18 protein-coding genes are annotated in these 22766 nt (G+C 69.4%); 5 read left to right on the top strand and 13 right to left on the bottom strand.

Going from position 1 to position 22766, the window contains the following annotated elements; translation table 11 throughout:
* Position 1: 1 nt before the first annotated feature.
* The 3 genes from VGJ14_00255 to VGJ14_00245 all read right to left on the bottom strand — a co-directional run bounded on the left by VGJ14_00255 (position 2) and on the right by VGJ14_00245 (position 4454).
* Complete coding sequence (locus VGJ14_00255) at positions 2–1492, bottom strand: dynamin family protein (protein HEY2830824.1); 1491 nt, start codon at positions 1490–1492, stop codon at positions 2–4.
* A 1-nt stretch (position 1493) separates the two neighbouring features.
* Positions 1494–3332: a dynamin family protein gene (locus tag VGJ14_00250; GenBank protein ID HEY2830823.1), complete on the bottom strand. Its 1839-nt coding sequence runs from the start codon at positions 3330–3332 to the stop codon at positions 1494–1496.
* A 210-nt stretch (positions 3333–3542) separates the two neighbouring features.
* Entirely contained in the window at positions 3543–4454 is a 912-nt protein-coding gene (locus VGJ14_00245; protein ID HEY2830822.1) for an IniB N-terminal domain-containing protein, read from the bottom strand.
* 422 nt (positions 4455–4876) lie between these two features.
* Here VGJ14_00245 and VGJ14_00240 point away from each other — a divergent pair, with 422 nt between their 5' ends.
* Positions 4877–6661: an Hsp70 family protein gene (locus VGJ14_00240; protein HEY2830821.1), complete on the top strand. Its 1785-nt coding sequence runs from the start codon at positions 4877–4879 to the stop codon at positions 6659–6661.
* Here VGJ14_00240 and VGJ14_00235 read toward each other — a convergent pair.
* Both VGJ14_00235 and VGJ14_00230 read right to left on the bottom strand, forming a co-directional pair.
* Positions 6624–7253: a hypothetical protein gene (locus tag VGJ14_00235; protein ID HEY2830820.1), complete on the bottom strand. Its 630-nt coding sequence runs from the start codon at positions 7251–7253 to the stop codon at positions 6624–6626. The two genes, VGJ14_00240 and VGJ14_00235, sit on opposite strands and share 38 nt — an antisense overlap.
* A gap of 2 nt (positions 7254–7255) precedes the next feature.
* Positions 7256–8989, bottom strand: a complete 1734-nt coding sequence (locus VGJ14_00230) for a DUF4012 domain-containing protein (GenBank protein HEY2830819.1) — start codon at positions 8987–8989, stop codon at positions 7256–7258.
* Positions 8990–9393: 404 nt separating this feature from the next.
* Here VGJ14_00230 and VGJ14_00225 point away from each other — a divergent pair, with 404 nt between their 5' ends.
* From VGJ14_00225 to VGJ14_00210, 4 genes are all read left to right on the top strand, one after another.
* Positions 9394–10527: an aminotransferase class I/II-fold pyridoxal phosphate-dependent enzyme gene (locus VGJ14_00225; protein HEY2830818.1), complete on the top strand. Its 1134-nt coding sequence runs from the start codon at positions 9394–9396 to the stop codon at positions 10525–10527.
* A gap of 70 nt (positions 10528–10597) precedes the next feature.
* Positions 10598–11287: a sugar transferase gene (locus VGJ14_00220; GenBank protein HEY2830817.1), complete on the top strand. Its 690-nt coding sequence runs from the start codon at positions 10598–10600 to the stop codon at positions 11285–11287.
* A gap of 41 nt (positions 11288–11328) precedes the next feature.
* The gene (locus tag VGJ14_00215) at positions 11329–12216 is read left to right on the top strand and encodes an aldo/keto reductase (protein HEY2830816.1); all 888 of its coding nucleotides are present in this window, start codon (positions 11329–11331) and stop codon (positions 12214–12216) included.
* Positions 12217–12236: 20 nt separating this feature from the next.
* Positions 12237–13229: an ATP-grasp domain-containing protein gene (locus VGJ14_00210; GenBank protein ID HEY2830815.1), complete on the top strand. Its 993-nt coding sequence runs from the start codon at positions 12237–12239 to the stop codon at positions 13227–13229.
* Between the two features lie 74 nt (positions 13230–13303).
* Here VGJ14_00210 and VGJ14_00205 read toward each other — a convergent pair whose 3' ends face one another.
* From VGJ14_00205 to VGJ14_00170, 8 genes are all read right to left on the bottom strand, one after another.
* Positions 13304–14512 carry a glycosyltransferase family 4 protein gene (locus tag VGJ14_00205; protein HEY2830814.1) on the bottom strand — a complete coding sequence of 403 codons (1209 nt, stop codon included), beginning with the start codon at positions 14510–14512 and terminating at the stop codon, positions 13304–13306.
* Entirely contained in the window at positions 14505–15131 is a 627-nt protein-coding gene (locus VGJ14_00200) for a serine acetyltransferase (GenBank protein HEY2830813.1), read from the bottom strand. Before VGJ14_00200 ends, VGJ14_00205 begins: the two co-directional genes overlap by 8 nt.
* Positions 15124–16245, bottom strand: coding sequence for an acyltransferase (locus VGJ14_00195; protein ID HEY2830812.1), 1122 nt, complete (start codon positions 16243–16245; stop codon positions 15124–15126). The genes VGJ14_00200 and VGJ14_00195 overlap by 8 nt, the downstream gene beginning before the upstream one ends.
* A 45-nt stretch (positions 16246–16290) precedes the next feature.
* Positions 16291–18012 carry an oligosaccharide flippase family protein gene (locus VGJ14_00190; protein HEY2830811.1) on the bottom strand — a complete coding sequence of 574 codons (1722 nt, stop codon included), beginning with the start codon at positions 18010–18012 and terminating at the stop codon, positions 16291–16293.
* Between the two features lie 13 nt (positions 18013–18025).
* Complete coding sequence (locus VGJ14_00185; protein HEY2830810.1) at positions 18026–19468, bottom strand: O-antigen polymerase; 1443 nt, start codon at positions 19466–19468, stop codon at positions 18026–18028.
* Positions 19450–20544, bottom strand: coding sequence for a glycosyltransferase (locus VGJ14_00180; GenBank protein ID HEY2830809.1), 1095 nt, complete (start codon positions 20542–20544; stop codon positions 19450–19452). Before VGJ14_00180 ends, VGJ14_00185 begins: the two co-directional genes overlap by 19 nt.
* Entirely contained in the window at positions 20541–21731 is a 1191-nt protein-coding gene (locus tag VGJ14_00175) for a glycosyltransferase family 4 protein (protein ID HEY2830808.1), read from the bottom strand. Before VGJ14_00175 ends, VGJ14_00180 begins: the two co-directional genes overlap by 4 nt.
* On the bottom strand, positions 21731–22766 hold a 1036-nt coding region (locus tag VGJ14_00170; GenBank protein ID HEY2830807.1), incomplete at its 5' end, for a nucleotide sugar dehydrogenase. The genes VGJ14_00175 and VGJ14_00170, both read right to left, overlap by 1 nt.

The raw sequence follows: 22766 nt of genomic DNA, 5'->3' as shown, positions 1-22766 counted from the left end.
CTCAGTCCGCGTGCAGCCCCGCGATGATGCCCTCACACGTCCGCACGATCACCCGCGCCGCGTCCGCCACGGCGCGCACCGACACCGGGTTCTCCGCCCGCCGCCGCCACCGGGTCAACGCATCCGTGGCCGCGGCGCGCAACGCCGCCGCGCCCGCGTCCTCCTCCAGGCCCAGTCGCACGTGCAGCTTCTGCCCGGAGCCGCCGAGCATCCGCTCCGCCTCGACGATCTCCCCGGGATCCAACGGCACGGTGCCCGCACGCAACGAGGCGAGCAGGCTCAACTCCACGAACTCGTGCGCCCCGGCGGTGATCCGCTCGATCTCACCGAGCAAGGCCTCCGAGGAGTCATTGGGGTAGGCGCGGACCACCAGGTCCAACCCGAGTAGCCCGGAGCGCGCCTTGAGCAGGTCGGCCCGCTCGGCGAACAGGGCATCCAGGCAGTCGGTCAGCTCGGCCAGGCCGCTGCGCCGCACCAGCTCCTCGGCCAGCGCGGAAGCGTTGTTGCAGCCCTGCCGGATCAGCGGCAGCGCGATGCGCACGCCGAACATGCCCAGCCGCGCCAACAACTCGCGGCGCACCGCGACCGAGGGCACGTCTGCGGCGGCCTCGCCGGCCTCGATCACGAACCGATCAGCGGACAGCAGCATCGCGTCGGCGAGGTCCCGGTCCACGGCGGCCAACTGGGCCAGGGCGTTGAACTCGGCCTGCCGCAGGGTGCGCCCGGTCTCCGCGAGCAGCCCGGCCACCGGCAGTACGGTCTGGCACAGCGCCCGGATGGTCTCATCGCCGCGCATGCGGTGCGCGATCTGCCCGGACGAGACCAACGCGTCCACCCGGCCCGCGCCGATCTCGTCGGCCCGGGAGAGCACCGCGACCGTATTCACCGGCGAGGAACCCACGCCGGCGTTGGCGTGGAAGGCCTGCAAAAACCCGACGTCGTCGGCATGCACGTGGCGCATCAGGTAGACCACCGCGTCTGCCCCACCGGGCTCGGCACCGGTGCCCGGGGTGAGGAATGCCTCGGTGCGCGCCGAGGTGTCCACCGCCACGGAGGCGATGCCCGGGGTGTCGATCAGGGTCATCGCGGTCAAGCTGGAATTAGGCCAGTCGATGACCAACCGGTCCACCTCGGCGGGAGACGCGCCCTGCAGGTCGATCTCCAGCTTGCCGTCCTGGCGCACGATCGGCAGGTCGCGGGCCGGCCCGGCCGACGGGAACAGCAGGATGCGCGGGGCCTCGGCATCGCGGTACCAGGTGACGATGCGCGTGCACTCCCCTGCGTCGGTGGGCGCGATGATCTCCCCCACCAGCGCATTGAGCAGCGTGGACTTGCCCGCCTTCACCTTGCCCGCGATGGCCACCCGAATCGGGCCGTCCAACCGTTCCAGGCAGCGCAACACCTCGGCGCGCGCCTCGGGCTGCTCGGAGTACACGCTCATGGCCCGGCGCAGCAGCGCCGCGACCTGGTCGCGCATGCTCGGTCTGCTCACCTCAGCCAACCGCGGCCGGCACGTTCGACAGCCGCCGGGCGGCGGCCTCCACCCCGGCGATCGCCTCCGCCTGCGCGCGCAGCTTGCGGACCAACGCATCCCGGTCCGCCGACGACGCGTGAGCCGCATCCTCGGCGGTGCGCACCGAGGCCTGCAGCGCCAGGTCCAACTCGGTGGCCACGCCGGTGAAGTGGTCGCGCAGTTCGCGCTGCACCCGGCGCAACATGTCCCGGGAATCCTTGCCCACGTGGAAGATCACGTCCTCCGCGTATTGCCGCACCGCCAGTTTGGCTTGGGCCTGACGCCGCGTCAGTTGTCGCTTTTTCTCCTCGCGCAAGCTGCGGCCACCCAACAGCAGACCGGCGCCGACGGAGAACGGGTTGAGCAACGCCAACCCGGCCACGGTGGAGAACATGCCGAACATCAGTGTGCCGATGTACCCACCGCGCACCGCGGTGAGCGCCTTCTCGCCGAGAGTCGGCTCGGAGTCGTCCAAGGTCATCGGGCGGATCTCGGCCAACATCGCCGAGCCGGTCGAGGGCGCCAGGTCGGGCAGGCTGAGTTGGCCGTCCTCGGCAAAGTGGTCGGCCACCTGCCCGGCCAGCCACTGGGCACGCTCGTGCGCCCAGACGAAGTTCGCCGAGGCGGCCGAGGCCACCTGCTCCTCCACCCACGGCGCGAACTCCACCCAGACCACGGCGGGGTCACCGAGCAGTTCGATCTCGTCCTCGGCGCTGCGCAGGATCTCCCGCATCCGGTCGCGCAGGTCGTAGTCGATGTCCGCGGTCAGGTCGTTGACGCCGTCGGCCAGGGTCTGCTGCCAGCGCGCGGACCGGTCGCGCAACGCGGCCACCCGGGACCGCGATTCGCGCAGGTCGCGGGTGATCGCCTCCACCGTCTTGGGGTTCTCCGCGGCGCCCAGCTCGGCGTTCAACCCGGCGGAGAGCTGCTCGGTGACCCGCAGCACGGAGTTCGCCACCACCCGGCCGGTGAGCGCCTCGGCGTCCGCCACGATCTCGGTGAGCAGGGTGGCCAGTTGCGGGAAGCCGGATTCGACGTTGAGGTCGTTGTCGTCGTGCTCCAGCGCCAGCCAGCGCAGCGTCGAGGACACCGGCACGACCTCGGCCTTGATCCCCGCCCTGGCCAGGTGCTCCACGTTCAGCGCGTGGATGCGCCGCCACTCCGGATACAGGTCAATCTTGGTCACCACGCAGGTGAGGTTCGGGCACAACCGCACCGCGTGCTTGGCGAATTCGATCTCCGCGGCGGTGTACTCCTGCGCGGCGTCGGAGATCAGCAGCACCGCATCCGCACCCGGCAGCGCGGCCAACGTGGCCGTGGCCCGCACCGAACCCAGGCCACCCACGCCGGGGGTGTCCACCAGTTCCAGGCCGCCCTGCAGGAACGCGGACGGCAGGCCGACCTCGACCTGGGACAGTCCCTCCCGGTTCTCCGGGTTGCCCACGTGCGCGACGTGCGCGGCCAGCTCGTCCAGCGAAACCTCGGTGCGCTCGCTGTGCGCGGGCGCGGGCGCGTCCGGGTCGTCGTGGTCGAAGTCGCGGCCGGAGTGCTTGACCAGGGTGACCGTGGGCGAGTCCGCGTAGGAGACCGCGGTGGGCACCGAGGTCGCGATGTCGTCGTCCACCGGGCAGACCTTGGCCCGGACCAGCGCGTTGACCAGTTGGCTCTTGCCCTGCTTGAACTCCCCGATCACCAGCACCCGCACCCGGTCATCGGCCAGCCGCGCCGCAGTGGCCTGCAGTCGGCCGGTGAGGTCGGCCCGCTGCCGCGCCGCGGCGAGCATCGACGCGGCCTCGATGAGCTCGGCGACGTCCGACACGGACTCCCCCCACCACCGCTGCGAGCGGGTGCGTTAATCACGGATGGCCCCGTCCCGGCTGGGTACCGGGACGGGGCCGATCCTTTCACCTCGATAGGTCGAGTCGACGGAGCGACGCGGACCGCGGGCAGGCGGGCATCGAGGTGCTTCCCCCCACATCCACCGTCCCCCTCGTTCCCCCCGAGGCGGTGGTGTCGGAGAAGTTCGGTGCTAGGCGAGGACGTGCAGGCCGTTCAGCACGTCGTCGATCGGGATGTCGTGAGCGATTCCGTGCAGGTCGTGCACCGCCCCGTCGTGCAGGAGGTTCTGACCGAGGTTGTGTCCCAGCTCGTTCAGCGTGCCCGGACCAGAGAGAACATCCGGGCTGGCAATGCCGGAGAGCACGTTGATCGTGCCGACGTCGACAGTGTGGTCCAGACCGACCAGCCCGCCGGTGTGGTCGATGTCGCCGCCGGCAACGCCCTGACCGAACACGGCGCCGCCACGCTCGATGTGGACGTCGCGCCCTGCGCTGTGGTCACCGGAAACCGTGCTGTCGTACCGCTGGTCGTGCGAGGTGTCGTTGTTGTCACCCAGCACGTTCTTGTTGCCACCCTGCGAGTACTGGTCGTTGCCGACCGTGGAGTCGTGCTGGTCAGCAGCGGTGGTCCGGTCACCAGACGTCGGGCCGACGTCCTGGTGCTTGGTCAGGTCGGTGATCTGCCGATTGAAACTGTGGTCCTGGTGACGATTGAAGGCGTCGCCCAGGTGGTCGCCACCGCGGTACTCGTGGCGGGATTCCAACTCGGTGCGGTGCTCGTGCACCTTGTCGGCGTGGTTGTGGCTGTGGTTGCCGTTGTGCCCGTTGTCGACCGGACCGTGGCCGCGGTCGACCGTGTAGTGGTTGAGGATGTTGCTGACGTGCTCGTGCGCCGGGGCCTGCTGGCCCGTGGGGCGGAAGTGATTGGTCTCGCGGACGTGCGGGTGGTCCACCAGGAAGGCCCGCGAATCCCGGACGTCGGAGGAGCAGACCGAGCTCATGCCGGCGGCCGCCATCGCGTTCTTCGGGTCGGCCTGGAAGGCCTCACGGGCATCGTTGTTCGTCAGCAGGGTCATGATCCAGTCGAGCAGTGAGGTCGCCATGGCCGTCGTCCTTCGTGTCGTTGATCCCTCGGACGGTCGGGTTACGGACCGCCATGGCCAGAAAGCTAGGAGCGCGGCGCCACCCCGCGGATCGGGGAAAACTCCCCTGCGTCAGGGAATCGTTAGGGGATCGAAGGCCAGTCCCAAAAGCACCATCCGTAACAAACACCCCATAAGTTGCTTGACGAATCAGGAGTACCAAGGCCGCGCAAACCCCGCCGACCCCTGACAAACGTCACATTGTAGGACGCTGACCTGCGAAGACGCCGGAGATGGGGGCGATCCCCGGGTGTCCGAGCCACCCCCGGGACGGCGGAGCCGATCTTGACTGCGGGAGGGGTCAAAGAATCTTTCCCACCCCCGGGGCGACCCGACCCGTCCTGATCAATTCAGATGGGCGTGCGAGGGAAGGGGCAGGCTCGATGAGCGCACAGTACGTATTGGGCGTGGATCTGGGGACCACGTTCACCGCGGCGGCCGTCGCCGTCGGCGAGGAACCGCCGGTCGCGGTCCCACTGGGCTCGCGGGCGGCCACCATGCCGACCGTCGCCTATCTGGGCCCGGACGGGGAGTTCTTGGTCGGCGAGGCCGCCGAACGCCGAGCGTTGACCGATCCCGATTGGGTGGTCCGCCGGTTCAAACGACGCATCGGTGACGAGACCCCGCTGCTCATCGGCAACGGCGCACAGGCCGCCCGCCACCACGCCCACTCGCTGGCCGCCCGCATGATCAGCTGGGTGGTAGGTCAGGTGACGCTGCGTCAGGGCGGCGGCCCGGAGCGGATCGTGGTCACCCATCCGGTGGGCTGGGGGCCGCACAAGCTCCAGTTGCTCACCCGATCGTTGGCCGACCTGGGGCTGGACAACGTCGACCTGCTCAGTGAGCCGCAAGCCGCGGCAATCGCCTTCGCGAGTACCGGCCGGCTACCCGAGGACGCGCTGCTGGCGGTCTATGACCTGGGCGGGGGCACTTTCGACGCCTCGCTGCTGCGCGTGACACCCGACGGGCGATTCCGCCCGGTGGGCCGCCCGGTGGGACTGGCGGACCTCGGCGGCATCGACTTCGACGACGCGATCCTGGCGCACGTGCTGGACAGCCTCGGCGCGGACAACGTCAGCCTGGACCCGAGCGAGGAGATGGTCACCACCGCTCTGGCCCGGCTGCGCCAGGAGTGCGTAGACGCCAAGGAGGCGCTGTCCGTCGACACGGCGACCACCGTGCCGGTGCTGCTCGGCTCGTTGAACACCAGCGTGCGGGTGACCCGCGCGGAGTTCGAAACGATGATCTCCCCGGCCATTGCCGCCACTGTGGAGGTCTTGGACGCCGCGCTCGATTCGCTCGGCGCCGAGGACGAGATCACCCATCTACTGCTCACCGGCGGCTCCTCTCGGATTCCGTTGGTGACCCAGGCGCTGTCCGCCCACCTGGGTTCCGGAGTGCGGTTGGACCGCGACCTGGATCCGACCCTGGCGGTGGCGCTCGGTGCGGCGGTGGCCGCCCGGCCCCGACCGGAGCCGGTCGCGGCGGTGGCCCGGGACGAGGAAGATGACGAACCCACCCGCGACGACCTACCCCTGGTGATCCCCGCGCCGGCCCGACCCGAGGCCGAGGTCCTCGAACTGGTGCGGCCGGTGCCGGCCGCCCGCTCCGGTGGCCGCGCCCGTCTGGTCCGCAGTGCACTGGTCGTCGGGCTCACGGCCGCCACCGCGGTCGGCGGTTGGCTGTACGGGCTGAATCCGATGCACGGTCGGCACGCCCCCCCGGCGGCGCAGACAGTGCAGTTGCAGGAGGACCGGCCGCAGGCCGCACCGATCGTGGGCGGACCCAATGCCGCCGCGGCGATCGCACCGACGCCGAGCGCGGCCGCTCAGGGTTCCGCCCCGGCCGCGCTGACCCGGCCCGCACCGCGCGCTGCGTACAGCCGGCCGGCGCTGGGAAGCTCCGCGGCCACCCGGGCAACCCGGACCCTTACCGACGAGGCGGCCCCGCGGCGGGCCCCGGAAACCAGGACCGCCCTGCGTCCGGCACAACAGCCGCAGCGAGCGCCGGCCGCACCGGTCGCGCCGGCACCGGCCGCGCCTGCGGCGGCACCGGCGAACAACACATCGTCGGGGTCCACCGAGTTCCATGACGCCCCGGCGGTTCCGGCCAAGCCGAAGGCGCCCCGGTTCACCGGGTTCGGGCCGACCGCCCCGCCCCATCCGTAGCCGGGGCCAGCACGCGCACGATCGCGTCCACCGCCGCGGCCACCATGGCCGCGGCGGTGCCGTGCGCCTCGGCAGGCCCGCCGTAGGGGTCCGGAATCGTGTCCGCGTCCGGGCCACCGCCGGGCGCCATCCCCCGCTGCGCGCGGGCGGCGGCCACCAACGCCCCGGCCCGGTCCACCGGGTCGACAGGCAGCCCGGACAGCTTCACCAGCGCGGCCAGCCGGGCGAACTCCAGCAGGGTGAAGGCCACCGGCAGCGCGCGCGGCCAGATGCGCACCGCCTCGGCACGATGGGCCGGCGTGGCGCCCAGGATCAGGTCAGCGGCACCGACGATGCGCCGGCCCAACTGCCGGGCTGCGAAAACGTCCACCCACGGTTCGGGCACGCCCCGACGCACCGCTTCGAGTTGGCTCGCCGGATGCATCGGATGCCCGACCAGGGCCCCGGTACCCGCGCTGCTCACAGTGACCACCGCGGCCAGGCCGTGCTGGGCGAGCAGGTGTGCGGTGAGCACCTCGGCGAATGGGGACCGGCAGATATTGCCGGTGCAGACGTAAAGCACACGGAACTCACCGCGACTGTCCTGTTCCACGATCACCGTCCGCACTGCTGGTCGTCGAGGTGTACAGCCAACGGCCGTACCAACGGTTGGTGCAACACGATCGGTGCGGCGTCACCGCCGGCGGGTTCCAGCAGGTGCAGCACCACCGTGCGCGTGGTGCCCCGCGGCATTTCCACGTCCACGGTGAGCACCGGGTGCCCCAACTGGGCACCGGACCGGGCGAACCACGGTTTGCCGTCCAGTGTCACCGATTTCATCAGCGCACCGTTGGTGGCGAAGTAACTGACGGTCAATCGGTTGTCCCCCCGCTTGACCGGGTAACCGTGTCGGTCGTGCCGGTAAGTGACCACGTCGGACAGCCCGGTGGGCGGTGCGTTGTTGGTCAGTCGGATGGTGACGGTGACCGCCCGTTGTGCACCACAGCCGGTGCGCTGCCAGGTCAATGACCGGTCCAGGTAGTAGTCGAGCTTGTTGCCACCCTCGTTGACGATGGACAACCCGGCGTACGGGGCGCTCGTCCGGGGGATCACCCCGGCCACCGGGGTGGTCTCCAGATCGCGCTGCACCGCCGGGTTCGAGTTCCACACCAACAGTCGGCGCTCGGTCACCCCCCGCTCGAACGCGGACAGCAGCTTCTTGCCATCCGCACCCGGTGCCAGGATCCGCTGACTGACCGCTTCCTCAACCGCGCCCAGGTAGGCCCGGCGGGCGGCATCGCCACGCGGGCCGTACGCATCGGGGTAACGCGCGTAGACGTCGCGCTCGGTCAGCGGCACTACGTTGCTCGCGCTGACCACCGAGCCGTCCGGCAGCTTCGCCGGGCCCGTTGCCGCCAGCAGATAGCTGAGCACGGTCGGGTCCAGCGCGATCACCCCGTCCACCCGCTGACCGAAGCGCTGCTGCCACATCGAGGCCCAGATCTGTGCGGCGTAGGGGAAATGCGGTCCCAAATTCGCGTTGCCGTAGAGCGTCGTGGTGCCCGAGTCCTCGTAGAGCTGGTCGTAGTCCGGCCCGAAGTTGACGTTCGCGGATGCCCCGGTCAGCGCGCGGTCGCCGCCGAAGTGCTGGAAGGCGATGTGCCCATCGCGCACCGAAGCAACCATGAACGCACCGGGCAGGCCGCCGGTGCCGCGCGCCTCCGCGTCGTTGCAGAAAGTGAGTAGATAGGTGCGGGTGCCGTCGACGCCCAGCAACTCGGGCAGGATCCCCGCGGTGGCCGCGGCGCTGCGCGCAGTGGCCGCGGTCTTCGTCAATTCGGTGAGCAGGTCCGCCCGGGCTGCGTTCACCGGCGGCAACCAGGTGCTGCCCGGCAGGGCGCGAACCGCGGCCGCGCTCGCGGCGAAGGCCGTCGAAGCGGTGTGCAGGGGGGACGCCACCGAAGTCAACCGGTCCACGTCGATCGCACCGTCCGCGGTGCGCACGGTGGTGGGGTCCAGATTGGCGCCGGCGTTCAGCAACGGGGGCAACGCAGTGGCGCCCAGCTGATCCAGCGCCGCGGCGATGCCCCGCACGCTGCGCAGCGGGTCACCCGCGGACGGCACCCGGGCCGCGGCCGCCCATACCGGACCGCCCGTCCAGTGATGCGCCCTGGCCACCTGCAGACGCAGGTCGGCGGCCGCTGCCCGGGCTGCGGGCAGGTTGCCGTCGCTGAGGTGCGCCCGCATCGCCGACGCGTCCGCGGCCGCGTGCTCCAGATGAGCCCGGGCCAGCACGGCCGTCAGCCCGAGCCACACCCCGGCCAAACCGACCGCCGAAAGGAGCCCCAACGTCGCCGGTCGACGGGCCAGCCGACCCCCCCGCCGGGAAAACTCGTGAAACATGACCCCCCGATCAGAACAAACGCTATGTCCTCATGTTGTCCAATTCGCGGCGGCGACCCTCAACGGTTGCGCCGTTCGGATTAATTCACTGCGCCTACACAAGAGGTGAGTGATGCACGTGTTCACTTCCGCCCGGTTCGTCTAGCGTTGCAGGCGTGATCGCGCGGTTTGCTTCATTTGCAAGGGGATCCGCGGTCACCGGACGGCGCAACTTCTTAGCTCTGACGCAGCATCACCTCTAACTTGAATTAGCTCCGACGGGCGAATCCATCACATCAGCAATTAGATAGACCAGCCCAGACCGAAAGTCGCATTTCGGGAGAAATTATGGAAATCGGCGGTATTGGCTGATGCGGATTCATCTGTCGAAAGCCGACATCTCGGATGTCGAGGAACAATTCGTCCTCGATGCGCTGCGCTCTGGGTGGGTGGCCCCGTTGGGCCCGCACGTGGAGTCGTTCGAGGACGAGATCGCCGAGCGCTGCGGCGTCGCCGGTGCCCTGGCCCTGTCCTCCGGGACCGCCGCGCTGCACCTGGCCCTGCTCGAGGTCGGGGCCCAACGCGGCACCGCGGTCGTGGTGCCCACGATGACCTTCGCCGCGTCGGCCAACGCCGTGGTCTACACCGGGGCCAGCCCGGTCTTCGTGGACGCGCTGGCCGAGGACGGCAACGTCTCCCCCGAACTACTGCTGACCGCGGTGAACAGCCTGCAGGCCGAGGGCATCCCGGTGGCCGCGGTGATGACGGTGGACCTGTTCGGCCGCTGCGTGGACTATCCGTCCCTGGTCGATGTACTCGCCGACCACGGCATCCCGCTCATCGAGGACGCCGCCGAGGCCCTCGGCGCGTCGAAGCACGGCAAGCCCGCGGGCAGCTTCGGCCGCGCCGCCGCGCTGTCGTTCAACGGCAACAAAATCATGACCACCTCCGGCGGCGGCATGCTGCTGTCCGACGACCTGACGCTGCTGGCCCGGGCACGCTACCTGTCCACCCAGGCCCGTCAGCCGGTGCCGCACTACGAGCACACCGAGGTCGGCTACAACTACCGGCTGTCCAACCTGCTCGCCGCGCTGGGCCGCGCGCAGCTGAGCCGGCTGGACTCGATGATCGCCCGCCGTCGGGAGATCCGTGCTCAGTACGTACTCGGGTTGTCCGACATCCCTGGCCTGCGCTTCCTCGGTCGTACCGGGATGGGTAGTGACCGCGAGGACAACTGCTGGCTGACCTGCATCACCCTGGACCCCACCCGGTGCCCGATCTCCGCCGACACGGTGATCAAGGGCCTGGCCGAGGAAGACATCGAGGCGCGTCACCTCTGGAAGCCCATGCACATGCAGCCGGTGTTCTCCGGTGCGCGGGCCTTCGTCGACGGGACCGCGGAAAACCTGTTCTCCACCGGATTGACGCTGCCGAGCGGATCAGCCCTGCGGGACGAGGAGGTGAGCACCGTCATCGACGCGGTACGGGCGGCCCTGGGATTCTGAGGCACCGTCAGCACCGAGCACAACACAAACCGCTTCAGCACCGATATTTCGCAGTTCTCGGGGGGGAACCATGGCGAACAACCAAGCACGTCCAGAGACCGACACGATCAACGTACGGCGCAGCGGATGCATCGCGCGCCGGGTGTTCGACGTGATCACCGCGCTGCTCGCGGCCGCCCTGCTGGCGCCGTTGCTGGTGCTGGTGGCCGCGGTCATCATGCTGACGATGGGACGCCCGGTGTTGTTCCGCCAGCCACGCTCCGGCCGTGACGGCCGCGTGTTCCAGGTGGCCAAATTCCGCACCATGCGCGCGGAGAAGTTCGCGGGCGAGAGCGACGCCGCCCGTACGCCGACCGCCGGCCGACTACTGCGGGCCGCCAGCCTGGACGAATTGCCCCAGTTGTGGAACATCCTGCGCGGCCAGATGAGTGTGATCGGTCCGCGACCCACCCTGCCCGAGCAGGTCGCCATGTACTCCAGCCGGGAACGCGGCCGCCTCACGGTGCGTCCCGGCCTGACCGGATGGGCGCAGATCAACGGCCGCAACGCAATCAGTTGGCCGGAGCGCATCGAACTCGACCTGTGGTACATCCAGCACCGCTCGCTGAGCCTGGACCTGAAAATCCTGCTGCGCACCGTGCTCGCGGTGCTGTGCCGCGGCGGCATCGTCGGAACGGGCGGGATCAACCCCGGCTTCCCGAGTCCGCGTGCCGCGCTGGGCGAGGTCCTACCGGTCGCGACCGTGGAGGCGGACGGGTGATCCGTGAGCTACGTCATCGGGCACGACAGAGAGGCACGCGCATGAGGATCCCGTGGAAGACCCTCAATTCCGGGTTCTCCCTGCCTGCCTACGGCTTCGGGCTCTCCGAGGTCGGCGGCGGTAGCTGGCAGGCCGATCACAGCCGGGACGGCGAGCACATCTTCGCGCTGAACCGGGCGATGGACGCGGGCATCCGGCACTTCGACACCGCGCAGGGTTACGGAGCCGGGCACGCGGAGGAACTCCTCGGCGCCGCTCTGGCCGGCCGGGACCGCGCCGAGTTCGTCATCGCCACCAAGGTCTCCGCGGTCAACCAGACCTACGACGGCATCATGCGCGCCGCGCAGAACAGCTTGAAGAAGTTGGGCGTCGACCATATCGACCTGTACCTCATGCACACCTATCCGAAGCCCGGCATGGACATCGCCGAGGCAATGCGTGGGTTCAACGCGCTTATCGAGCAGGGCATGGTGCGTCACATCGGTGGCGCCAACCTGACGCCCCGTCGATTTGCCGAGGCGCAGCGACACTCTGCCGCCAGGCTGGTCTGCAACCAGGTGCACTACAACGTGCGCTACCGCGAGCCGGAGGTACGCGGTGTGGTCGAGCACGCCCGGAGCAACGACGTGATGCTCGTCGCGTGGCGTCCGCTGCAGGCCGGCCACTTGCCGGTGCCCGCGATGATTCGGGACATCGCCCAGCGCTACGGGCGCACCCCTACGCAGGTCGCGTTGAACTGGCTGATCTCCCAGCGCAACGTCGTGGTGATCTGCAAGAGCGCGACCCCGGAGCACTTGGCGGAGAACTTGGGTGCGCTGGGCTGGGCAATGGACGTCGAGGACGTGGAGTGGATCCGGCGGGACTTCCCCAACCAGATCACCGCCTCGGACACGGTGCCAATGGACTATCCGGCGGCCTCGGCGGCCTGAGGACACACGGGGGAACGGTAATGACAGCAATCGCGGTCTCCGGCGCCGGTGGCGCCGTCGGGCAGAGCATCATCAAGGCCCTGGCCCCGGGCTCATACCGGGTGGTCGCGCTGGACAGCAGCCCACTGGGCGCGGGCATGTACACGACCGGCACTGCATACACAATCCCGATGGCACGTTCCTTCGACTTCGTGAACCGGGTGCTGGAGATCTGCTCTGCCGAGGGCGTGGACATCTTCTTCCCCGGCCTGGACCCGGAACTCGCGGTCGTGTCCGACGCCGTCGATGAGTTCCTCGCGGCCGGCGTCTACCCGGTGGTCTCCTCGCCCGAGGTTGTCGCCATTGCCGACAACAAGTACCGGACCTACACCGCGTTGCGGGCAGGCGGCATCCCGGTGCCGTACACCGTCGACATGGCCGACTACCCGGCCGACGCGATCCTGCCCGCGTACCCCTTCATCCTCAAGCGGCGCGAGGGCGGCTGCTCGGCCGATGTCTATGCGATCCGCTCCCGCGCCGAACTGGACGCGATCGACAACCTCTGCGACTTCGTGGCTCAGGAGTACATCGACGGTGCGGACTACACCTGCGGCTCGGTGACCCTGGACGACAAGTGCCAGGGCGTCATCGTGATGCGCCGTACGCTGCGACACGGCGACACCCACAAGTGCTTCTCGGTCCGCGACGAGGGCATCGAGGCCTGCGTACGCGATGTGATGGAGCTGATCAAGCCACACGGCCCGTGCAACGTGCAGCTGCGGGTGCGTGACGGGGTGCCGTACGTGTTCGAGATCAACGCGCGGTGTTCGGGGACGACGGCTGCGCGGGCGTTGTGCGGGTTCAACGAGCCGCTGATGATCGCGGATTGGCTGACGCAGGGGACCGCGCCGCAATACGAGATCCGGGAGGCGACGGTTCTGCGGTATTGGCAAGAGCTCCTCGTCGACAACGAGGATGTCGCGGAGCTCGGCGAGCGTGGGGTGTTGCATCGGGGCGGGTACCGGACGATGTAGCCCCACCTCGTCCGGTGTTTCGGGCTATCGAGCCCTACTGATGCCCCGAAACGCCGGACGACGTTGCGCCGGCGCTAAGCAGCCCGGCGCAGCGGCTCTCCGGCCTCGCCCGCGGACACGTCCAGCCCCAGCGTCTGCCGGTATAGCGCCAGGATCGCGGCCTGCACGATGGGCTGGTCGTAGCGATCCAACATGGACGACCGGACGTCCGCGGCCAGTGTCGCGCGCAACAGGTTATCGCCGAGCACGCGGCCCAACGCCTCGGTGAGCGCCCCGACATCCCGCGGCGGCACCAACAACCCATTGACCCCGTCGATCACCACGTCCCGGCAGCCGGGGATGTCCGTGGCGATCACCGGCACGCCCATCGCGCCGGCCTCCGCCAGCACCATGCCGAAGCCCTCGCGGTAGCTGGGCAACACCAGCACGTCGGAGATCGACATGTACGGGCGCACGTCGGTGGCCCAGCCGGCCAGTCGCACCTTCGGGTGTCGGTCCATCAGTTCCCGGGTGGCGACGGGCAGCGGATCCAGCGCCGGCTCCTCAGCACCGACCAGCAGCAGCGTGGTTGCCGGATCGGCCAGTGCATCGAAAGCCTGCAACAACTCGGTGACGCCCTTGTCACCGACCAGTCGGCCGACGAAGACCAGCACGCGGTCCCCCGTCGGGATGTCCAGCTCCGCGCGCAGGTGCCTGCGCGCGGCCTCGGACACCACTTCGGGGGAGAACCTGGTCCCGTCGATGCCGTTCACCGAACCGCCCCCGATCACCGCCGGCGGTCGGGCCGGGAACGTGCCGGGGATCAGCTCGCACAGGCTGTGACTGGACGAGAAGATCCGCGTCGCCGCCAGGTACGTGGCCCGCTCCGTAGCGTTCAGGATCAGCCGCTTCGGTCCGCCCGCCGTGACCAGCGGCATGCCCTGCACGGTGTGGAACCGGTGCGGCACCCCGGTCGCCCGGGCGGCCAGCATGGCCAACAGTCCGGCCTTCGGGGTGTAGGAGTGCACCAGGTCCGGTCGCTCGGCACGCATCAGCCCGGTGAGCTCGCGCAGCGATCGCAGGTCTCGACCCGGCGAGATCTGTCGGGTCATGTCCACGGTGCGTACCGGCACTCCCTCACCGGCCTCGATCTGCGCCACCTCGACACCCGATGAGCTCACCAACGTGACATCGAAGTGCTGGGCGAGGAAGCGCGGCTGGCCGGCGAAGAACGTGCAGAGCGACACCGGCACCGTGGCCACGATCATGATCCGTGGCCGGGTGCCGGCGTCGGTGTCAAACACGGTCCGCCGCAGTCGCCTGCCGGGCGATCCGCGGCCGCGGCTCGGACACCCGGTTCACCCAGTCGCTCGACCCCCGGCCCGGCATCACCCGGGCCGGCGCGCCGACCGCGGTGCACCCGGCCGGGATGTCCCGGGTGACCACCGAGTTGGCGCCGATCGCGACGTCATCGCCAATGGTCACCCCTCCGAAGATCACCGCCCCGGGCCCCACGTACACCCGGTCCCCCAGCGTCGGCTGGCCACCGTTGTGCTCGCCCTTACCCGGCGCGATGGTCACGTTCTGCGCGATGTTGCAGTCCCGCCCGATGGTCGCGCCGGGGCTGATGAAGGTGACCCCGGCGTGCCCGATCAGCAGGCCCGGCCCGACCTTCGCGGTGCACGGCAGGCTGACGCCGAGCTTGCGCCGCAGCCGGCGCAGCCACAACCGGGCCAGCAGCGCGATCACCTTCGCGTGCGGGGCACGGCGGCTCCGGTAGACGCTGGCGATGCGGTAGGCGACGTTGACCCGGTAGACCTCGCCGAACATCGTCAGCTTGACCACGTCGAACCAGGAACGTCGGCCGGTCAACCGGTGCACGTCGGCGAGCACCAGCTCGCGCACCTTGGGTCGATCAGTCATTGGTGTGGACTCCCTCCGGGATAACCGGTGCACTCTCCGAACGCGGACGCGGGGCGGTCGGCAGCGGACTGAAGAACTTGGTGGCCTTGAGCTTGGCGCGCACCTTGGCGCGTACCGGCTCCTCCCACAGGTGGGTGCCGAGCAGCGCCAGACCGATGGCCATCGTGTAGGCGCACGCCAGCGCGAACCAGTAACCGGTGTGCGGCATCAGGTGCAGCATCAGCGTGTAGCCGAGGTTCTGGTGCAGCAGGTAGAGCGCGTAGGTGCAGACACCGAGCTTGGGCAGGATGCCGGTGCCCAGGAACGGAATCCGCTTGTTGGCGGCCAGGTTCATCAGCAGGATCAGCGCCATCAGCAGAATTGCCATGGTGGTGTTGCGCAGCATGCCGACCAGCACGACCGAACCGATGTGCCCGGCGGCGGTTCCCTTGGTGTACCGACCGCCGTTCTTCCACACCAGGTAGCAGCAGATGCCGGAGATGAAGCACTGCGACCACCAGGTGTCCAAGCCCCGGGTCCAGTACATGCTGCCCGGCACCCACTCGCCCCAGTGCGACTCGAGGTAGTACGACAGCACGATCCAGCTGCCCAGGGTGACGCCGAGTCGACGGCCACGCAGCCAACCGAACAGAAACGCCAGTGAGATCAGCACATAGAAATTGACCTCGACGCCGATGGTCCAGTAGACGCCGTCCACGTTGCGGCCGCCGTCGCCCAACCAGTTCTGAAACAGCGTCAGGTTACGTAGTACTGTCTTCCACCCCACCGCACGGTTCGCCGGGCCGAACACGTGCATGGCGACGAAGGTGATGGCAATGGCCAGCACGTACATCGGGTAGAGCCGCAGCAGCCGAGAGAGCACGAAGTCGCGCAACCGGGCGCTGCGTTCGACGGTCATGAAGATGACGAAGCCACTGATCATGAAGAACGTGGAGATCGCCAGGTAGTCCAGGTTCCAGTTGGTGAACAGCGGCGTCACCGACGGCACGTACAGCTGCGGGAACCGGTGGGTGTAGTGATAGCTCATCACCGCGACCGCAGCCAGCGCACGCAGCGCGTCCAGTTGGGTCAGGCGCGAGCTCTTACCGCGAACGGCAGGCGCAGCGGTTTCCATGGGTTCCCCTCGGTGGGCGGTGCGGCGTGGTGGGAACGGCGCGATTCAGCGTCCGTAGGTGTGCTGCAGGTACTCCCGCTTACGCGCGGGCGGGATGTGCACCGCCATCCGCAGCGCCTTCTCGCGGTACTCCTCGACCGTCAAGATCACCCGGGCCGGCTGGCCGACCACCACGGAATTCGACGGGACGTCGCGGGTGACCAGGGAGCGAGCGCCGATCACCACGTTGTCGCCGACGGTGACGCCCGGCATGATCATGGCGTCGATGCCGATCATCACGTTATTGCCGACGGTGATCGGAGCCATGATGTCGATGTCCGGGAACTCCTCGCGGAGCACCCAAACCCCGCCCTCATGGGTCAGGAACTGCACCCCGATGCCCACCTGCACGTGATTGCCGAGCGTCACCAGGTAGGGCTCGGAGCCGAAGGTCCCCCCGGTCATCGAGAGAATGCGGCACCCCTCACCGAGCCGTACGCCCATGGCACGCGCCGCGGCGATCGGGTCGGTCTTCCTCAGGTAGGCGCACCGAGCCCACCTCCAGATGCGCTTGACCATCGCGAAGCCTCCAGAGACGGTGCGAACGTCGTCGGCCGGCGCGTCGTCGCGTGCGCTGCGCGCGCGGAACAGCACGGTGGACGCGACAGAAAGAGCCAAATAGAGCAGCCCGCTGCCCAGGGCCAGGCCCATCGCGCCGCCGGCCCGGGCCGACACGACGTAGCAGGCCAGGGAGGCGCCGCTGCCCGCCAGACCCAGCAAGCCCGCGGTCTTGATCCAGCCACGGCCGAGCAGCCCGCGGGCGGCAACCAGGTACGGCGCGAACAGGATCTCGGCGACGAGCAGCACCAGCAGCAGTGAGCGGCCGGCGGCGAACTCCGACCCGAACACCGGGACGATCAGCACCCACCCGACCACCGCGATCGGCACCGAGACCACCGCCGCGATACCGCAGGCCAGCAGAATCGCCTTGAACAGCGGTGCGTGCCGGCGGCCCAGCGCCGCCTGCCGCTGGAACCACTGCGCGACCGCGGTGTAGAGCAGACGTGGTACCTCACCGAAGGTGGCGGCCAGCGAGTAGATGCCGACGGCGGCGGGGCCCGCGAAGGCACCGAGCACGTACCGGTCGGCGCGGAAGGCCAACGCCGATCCGATGGTGAAGCCGAGTGCGGGTGCGCCGCGCTTCCACAGCGCCGAGAGCTCCCCCGGCGCCGGCACGCCGAAGTCGACCAGGCCGTCCCGACGCAGCGCCCACACCTCGACGGCGGCACCCACCAGGATGCCCGCGCCCTGACCGAACAGGGCCAGCGCGGCGGAGCGGTCGTAGCACAGAGCGGCAATGACGCCGATCAAACCGCCCAGCGCCATGGTGCCGCCCGCGATGCCGCCGCGGCGGAACTGCCCATCGGCGAAGCGCGCCTCGACAATCTGGATGAGCGCGACCGACGCGGCGGTGTAGACCCCGGTGGCGAACAAGAAATGGTGCGTCCCCAGGCCCGGGTCGATCATCGGCGCGGAGAGCTTGGTGGCCAGCATCGCGGCGGGCACCACCACGACGGTGCCGAGCAGCGAGCACCAGGTGAACGCGAGGGCCAGCCGGCGTCGGAGCTGCGGGTCCCGGCTGGGCAGCAGCAACCGGTAGGCCGAGCCGGTCCCCGAACCCGCGACCAAGCCGAAGATCGAGGCGATGGTCATGCCGATGACCACCAGGCCGCGCTGGCTCGCCCCCAGATCGCGTGTGGCGATCAGCGCGGTCACCGAACTGAGCACCGCCTGCAGCGTGCTAGCCCCAAGCGTGATTGCGTACCGGAACTTGCCTGCCGTGAGCATGGCGCACCCCCTTGACCACGGGAACGTGCACCTGACCGCGCTTGGACCACACCCGCACCACGACCAGCAGCACCGCGATGACCACGAGCTGCGCGGGCACCTGGGCGAAAGAGTTGCGGACGTTGCCCATCATCGGCACGAGCAACGCGACGCGGGCGTCGAGCATGCGCAGCGGGCGTTGATTGAGCCAGCCCACGAACAGCCCGATCGCGCCCATCGTCAGCAGCACGCCGAGCAGGCCGAAGTTGTAATACCCCTCGCCCACCGGTGACCCACCGATCGGGCCGACCCGGTGTGCGACCTCGACGTTGAACAACCGGTCGTCCGGCACCGGCGGGCCGCCGTGCCACCCGGTCAGCTTCTCGATCAGCCGCAGCGGCACCGCGACCAATGTGACGCCGTGCCGATACCCCTCGCCGTGACTGGTCCAGCCGAGCACCTCGACGGTGGGCCGCAGCGAGTAACCCATCTCGGCGATGGCGTCCATCGGCGAGGTCAGCAGCTGCTTGCCGGTGGGCACCGAGTAGCCGGTGGTCCGCCCGGTTCGCACGATGCCGATGACGATCAGCGAGAGCAGCACGCCCAGCGTCGTCCACAGCTTGCGGACTTTGCGGCCGTGCTGGGCCTCCACGATCAGCATCGGGATCAGCGGGAACAGCACCTCACCGCGGTTGCCCATGGGCAGCGCGGGGATCGCGTAGCCGAGAAACAACGCCCACCCCCACAGCCGCGCGCGGTCGCCGGCCACGATGGCGAAGATGGCGCCGACGCCGATGCCCAACGTCGCATAGCCGTTGGAGTTGCCGGAGGACTGAAGCGAGGAAGAGAACTGCTCGTAGCCACCGGAGAACAGGCCACCGCCGCGGTCCTGGACGACCTCCTTGTAGAAGATCAACAGGCTGATCGCCTCGACCAGCAGACCGACGGTGGCCAGCTTCTGCCGGTAGCGGTCGGCGTCCGGGCCGGCGAGGCTCGACGGGACGATCGTGCTGAGCGGGCCGGATCGCCAGGTCATCAGCTGTGCGGCCAGGGTGAACGCGACCATGCCGAGAATCACCAGGTGCAACGCCTGCGGGGTGTAGCCCCGATAGAACCAGCCGCTGTCCACGTCGTGCAGTGCGTCGGTGCCACGCGCCGCGGTGGCGATCAGGAAGCCCACGTGGAACAACCCGAACACCAGCATGTACATGGCGTTCGGCCGGTAACTGCCCACGGCGTCACTGCGCGACAGCGCCAGAAAGCACAGCGCCCATACACCGGTGACGATGGCCGCGGTGCGCGCGGGAGAGTCGATACTGAGTGGGAAGTGCCAGGAGAACAGCCCGACCAGGGCCACCAACAGCGTCAACCCGCCGCGTCGGCCGGTCCCCCGGCCGATCATGCGCGTGACGTCCACAGCGCCCTCCAGGCCTGCGCGTAGCGGTCCAGTTGGTATTCCGATGCGCACATGGCCTCGGAGATCGATCGACGTTCCTGCCGGGGCAGCGCGGCGGCACGCAACGCCTCCACCGCCCACACCTCGGGGCCCGCGTCGGTCGACAGGACCGTCAGGCCGGGGTACTTCGCGGCGATGTCGCGGGTGCTGGGCAGGTCGTTGGCGACCACCGGCACGCCCGCGGCCAGTGCCTGCAGCACCACGCCGGGCAGGCCCTCCCAATGCGAGGGCAGCAGAAGCGCGTCGGCGCGGGCGAGGTACTTTTCCACCTCGCGGGTTTCCCCGGCCAGTTCCAGACCCGGTCGTTGGGCGGCAGACGGGCCGAGGTCATCGCTGCCGCCGGGGCCGACGAGCACCAGCGTGGTGCCGGGGGTGATCTCGTTGGCCGCGTCGTGCACCGGCAACAGGAACGCCCGGTTCTTCTCCGGCGCGGCCCGGCCGATATGCATGAGCACCGGGCCCACTGACGTCGCGTCAGTTCCCTCCACCCGCACACCGGCGTACCGCGCGAAGTCGATGCCGTTGGGCAGCACCCGGTAGCGCGGCTCGCCGCCGGCGAAGGCGATCGAGCCGCTGGTCACCCCGACCACGTCGGTGGCGTTGTGCTTGATCAGCCATCGCATGGCGGCGCGGAAGGCCCGTCGCGGTAGATCGTTGCCGCGGGCGTCACCGTCGCTGTGCATGTGGGCAATCCGGATGGGCACCCCGGACAACCGGGAGACCAGCAGGATCAACCCGCTGACCACGCTGACGTGGGCGACCATCACGTTCGGGCGCAGCACGCGCAACCGATGCCACAGCCGCGGCACGAAGGTGACCGCAGGGCGCAATCGGCACAGCGAGATCACCGCACCGGCCTGTTGGAACAGGTCGGCCAGCACACCTTTTTCCTTGCCCAACAACCAGAAGTGCTGCTCGAACTCGCCGGTCGGCATGCTGCGGCACAGGTCCAACGCCACGCTCTCCGCGCCACCGCGGTTCAACGTGCCGAAGACATGCACAACCCGCAACGGGCCCCCGCCTGATGTGACCGTCACTTGATGATCCCGACCTTGCGTTGGCCGGGCAGCCCGGCGAACCAGGCCTGGAAGTCCGCGTCGAGTCGTTCCGCGGAGTAGCTGCGCGCGACCGCCAGGTTGCGCGCGCTCTGCTGCTGCCACAGCTCGGCGTCGGCCCACAGCCGGCGCAGCCGGTCGGTCAGCGCGGCGTGGTCATCCACGTCGATGATGAACTCCGGGTCGAGCAGCTCACGGTTGCCGCCGACGTCGGTGGCCACCGCGGGCAGCGCCCGGGCCATCGCTTCGACCAGCGCCCGGGGCAGGCCCTCGGTACGGGACGGCAGCACGAACACGTCGGCGGAGTCCAGATGCGCGATCACCGCGTCCCGGGAGGCCACGTTGCCCTCGAAGCTGGTGTGCTGGGCCAGGTTCAGGCCGGCCGCCAGTTCCTTGTTGGCCCATTCCAGCCGCCCACCACCGATCAGGCTGGCCGTCACCGGGATGCCCTCCGCCCGCAACGCCGCCATCGCGGCGAACAGCACGTCGTGCCCCTTGTAGGTGGTCTCCTGGGTGCCGATCAACGCCACGTGCAGCCGTCCCTCGCGCCGGGTGCGGCCCTGCGGGGCCAACGTTTCGGGCGTGATCCGCACGTCGGAGATGCCCGTGGACGCGGTGCCCGGCCTGGCCGGGTATCTCGTCTGCAGCGCCTCGCGGGTGACGTAGCGGCTGGCGCGCGCGTTTCGTACCAGCCAGCGCATCTGCGCGGCCAGCAACGGCACTGCTTTTCTTGCTCGGTTGCCCAGCGCCCCCTGCTTCGCCACGTCCGCGGGGTCACCGAGCACGTCAGCCACGTACTCACGCCCCGTCAGTTTGCAGATCATGGCGGCGGTCGACCCGATGGCGCCGGGCAGCCGGAGCACGATCACGTCCGCATCCCGCACGCTGTGGCGGATCTCCCGGAGCAGCGGCCAGGCCGCTCGGGCGAATCCGCCGATGCCCACGTAGTAGGGCAACGGACGAAGCGTCAGGGCCGGGTCCAGGCCGACCGCGTTCGGCCCGTCCGCGGGGTCGGCTCGACCCACCAGGGTGACCTGAGCGCCGGCCTGCAGGTAGGCCAGCCAGGATTCCCGGGCACCCGAGGAGTCCGCGGCGGCCCAGCGACCGTCCTCGGTGCGCCCGAATCGCGTCTCGGTGAAAACGCTGACCCGTCGTTGTGCGGGGAGCATCAGAGGTACTCCACGTTCCCGAGCAACCGGTGGCGGGTGTCGAAGATCGCCCGCGCGTGCGTGGTGACCAGGTCGTAGTCGACGTCGGAGTGGTCGGTGATCAGCACCACCACGTCGGCCCGCCGCAGGGTTTGTTCGGTCAGGTCGACGAGCTTCACCCCGGTCGGCGCCCGGTGCGGCTCGATGTGCGTGTCGACCGCCTCGATGTTCGCGCCGGCGTCACCCAGCAACTCGATGATGCGCAGCGCGGGCGATTCCCGGATGTCACCGGTGTTCGGCTTGTAGGCCAGCCCGAGCAACAGCACCGTGGAGTTGCGCATCGGCTTGCAGTCGTTGTTCAGCAGGGTGGTCAACCGCGCGACCACGTAATCGGGCATGTGGTCGTTGATGTCGTTGGCCAGGTCCACGAATTTGAACGTGCGGTGCAGGTCGCGCTGCACCACCCAGGACAGGTAGGTGGGATCCACCGGCAGGCAGTGCCCACCGACGCCCGGACCCGGCGTGAACCGCATGTACCCGAACGGCTTGGTGGACGCCGCGGAGATGACCTCCCAGATGTCCACGCCGAGCTGGTGGGCGAGTACCGCAAGCTCGTTGACCAGCGCGATGTTGACGTGCCGGAAGGTGTTCTCCAGCAGCTTGGCCAGCTCCGCCTCCCGGGTTCCGCTGACCGGGACCACCTCGTCGACCAGCTCGCCGAAGAACTCGGACACCGAGGCCAGCGACGGCTCGTCGATCCCGGAGACGATCTTCGGGGTGTTCCGCAGCCCGTAGACCGGGTCGCCCGGGTTGATCCGCTCGGGGGAGAAGCCGACCTTGAAGTCGCGACCGGCGCGCAGTGAGCCGCCCGCCTCCAACCGGGGTACCACGATCTCCTCGGTGGTGCCCGGGTAGGTGGTGGACTCCAGGATCACCGTGACGCCCGGCCGCACGTGCGGGGCGAGGGCGTCGGAGGCGGACCCGATGTAGGAGAGGTCCGGCGCGCCGTCCCGCAGCGGCGTCGGCACCGAGATCACCGCGATGTCGAAGCCGGCG

The sequence above is a fragment of the Sporichthyaceae bacterium genome (assembly GCA_036493475.1).
GTDB lineage: Bacteria > Actinomycetota > Actinomycetes > Sporichthyales > Sporichthyaceae > DASQPJ01.
Note: the sequence above shows the minus strand (reverse complement) of the source record. Positions and strands in the feature narration are given on the sequence as shown.

Excerpts from the sequence above, each read along its gene's own strand:
- VGJ14_00245 (HEY2830822.1), bottom strand. The coding sequence starts at position 4,454 with ATGGCGACCTCACTGCTCGACTGGATCATGACCCTGCTGACGAACAAC.
- VGJ14_00240 (HEY2830821.1), top strand. The coding sequence starts at position 4,877 with ATGAGCGCACAGTACGTATTGGGCGTGGATCTGGGGACCACGTTCACC.
- VGJ14_00225 (HEY2830818.1), top strand. The coding sequence starts at position 9,394 with ATGCGGATTCATCTGTCGAAAGCCGACATCTCGGATGTCGAGGAACAA.
- VGJ14_00220 (HEY2830817.1), top strand. The coding sequence starts at position 10,598 with ATGGCGAACAACCAAGCACGTCCAGAGACCGACACGATCAACGTACGG.
- VGJ14_00215 (HEY2830816.1), top strand. The coding sequence starts at position 11,329 with ATGAGGATCCCGTGGAAGACCCTCAATTCCGGGTTCTCCCTGCCTGCC.
- VGJ14_00210 (HEY2830815.1), top strand. The coding sequence starts at position 12,237 with ATGACAGCAATCGCGGTCTCCGGCGCCGGTGGCGCCGTCGGGCAGAGC.
- VGJ14_00200 (HEY2830813.1), bottom strand. The coding sequence starts at position 15,131 with ATGACTGATCGACCCAAGGTGCGCGAGCTGGTGCTCGCCGACGTGCAC.
- VGJ14_00195 (HEY2830812.1), bottom strand. The coding sequence starts at position 16,245 with ATGGAAACCGCTGCGCCTGCCGTTCGCGGTAAGAGCTCGCGCCTGACC.
- VGJ14_00175 (HEY2830808.1), bottom strand. The coding sequence starts at position 21,731 with ATGCTCCCCGCACAACGACGGGTCAGCGTTTTCACCGAGACGCGATTC.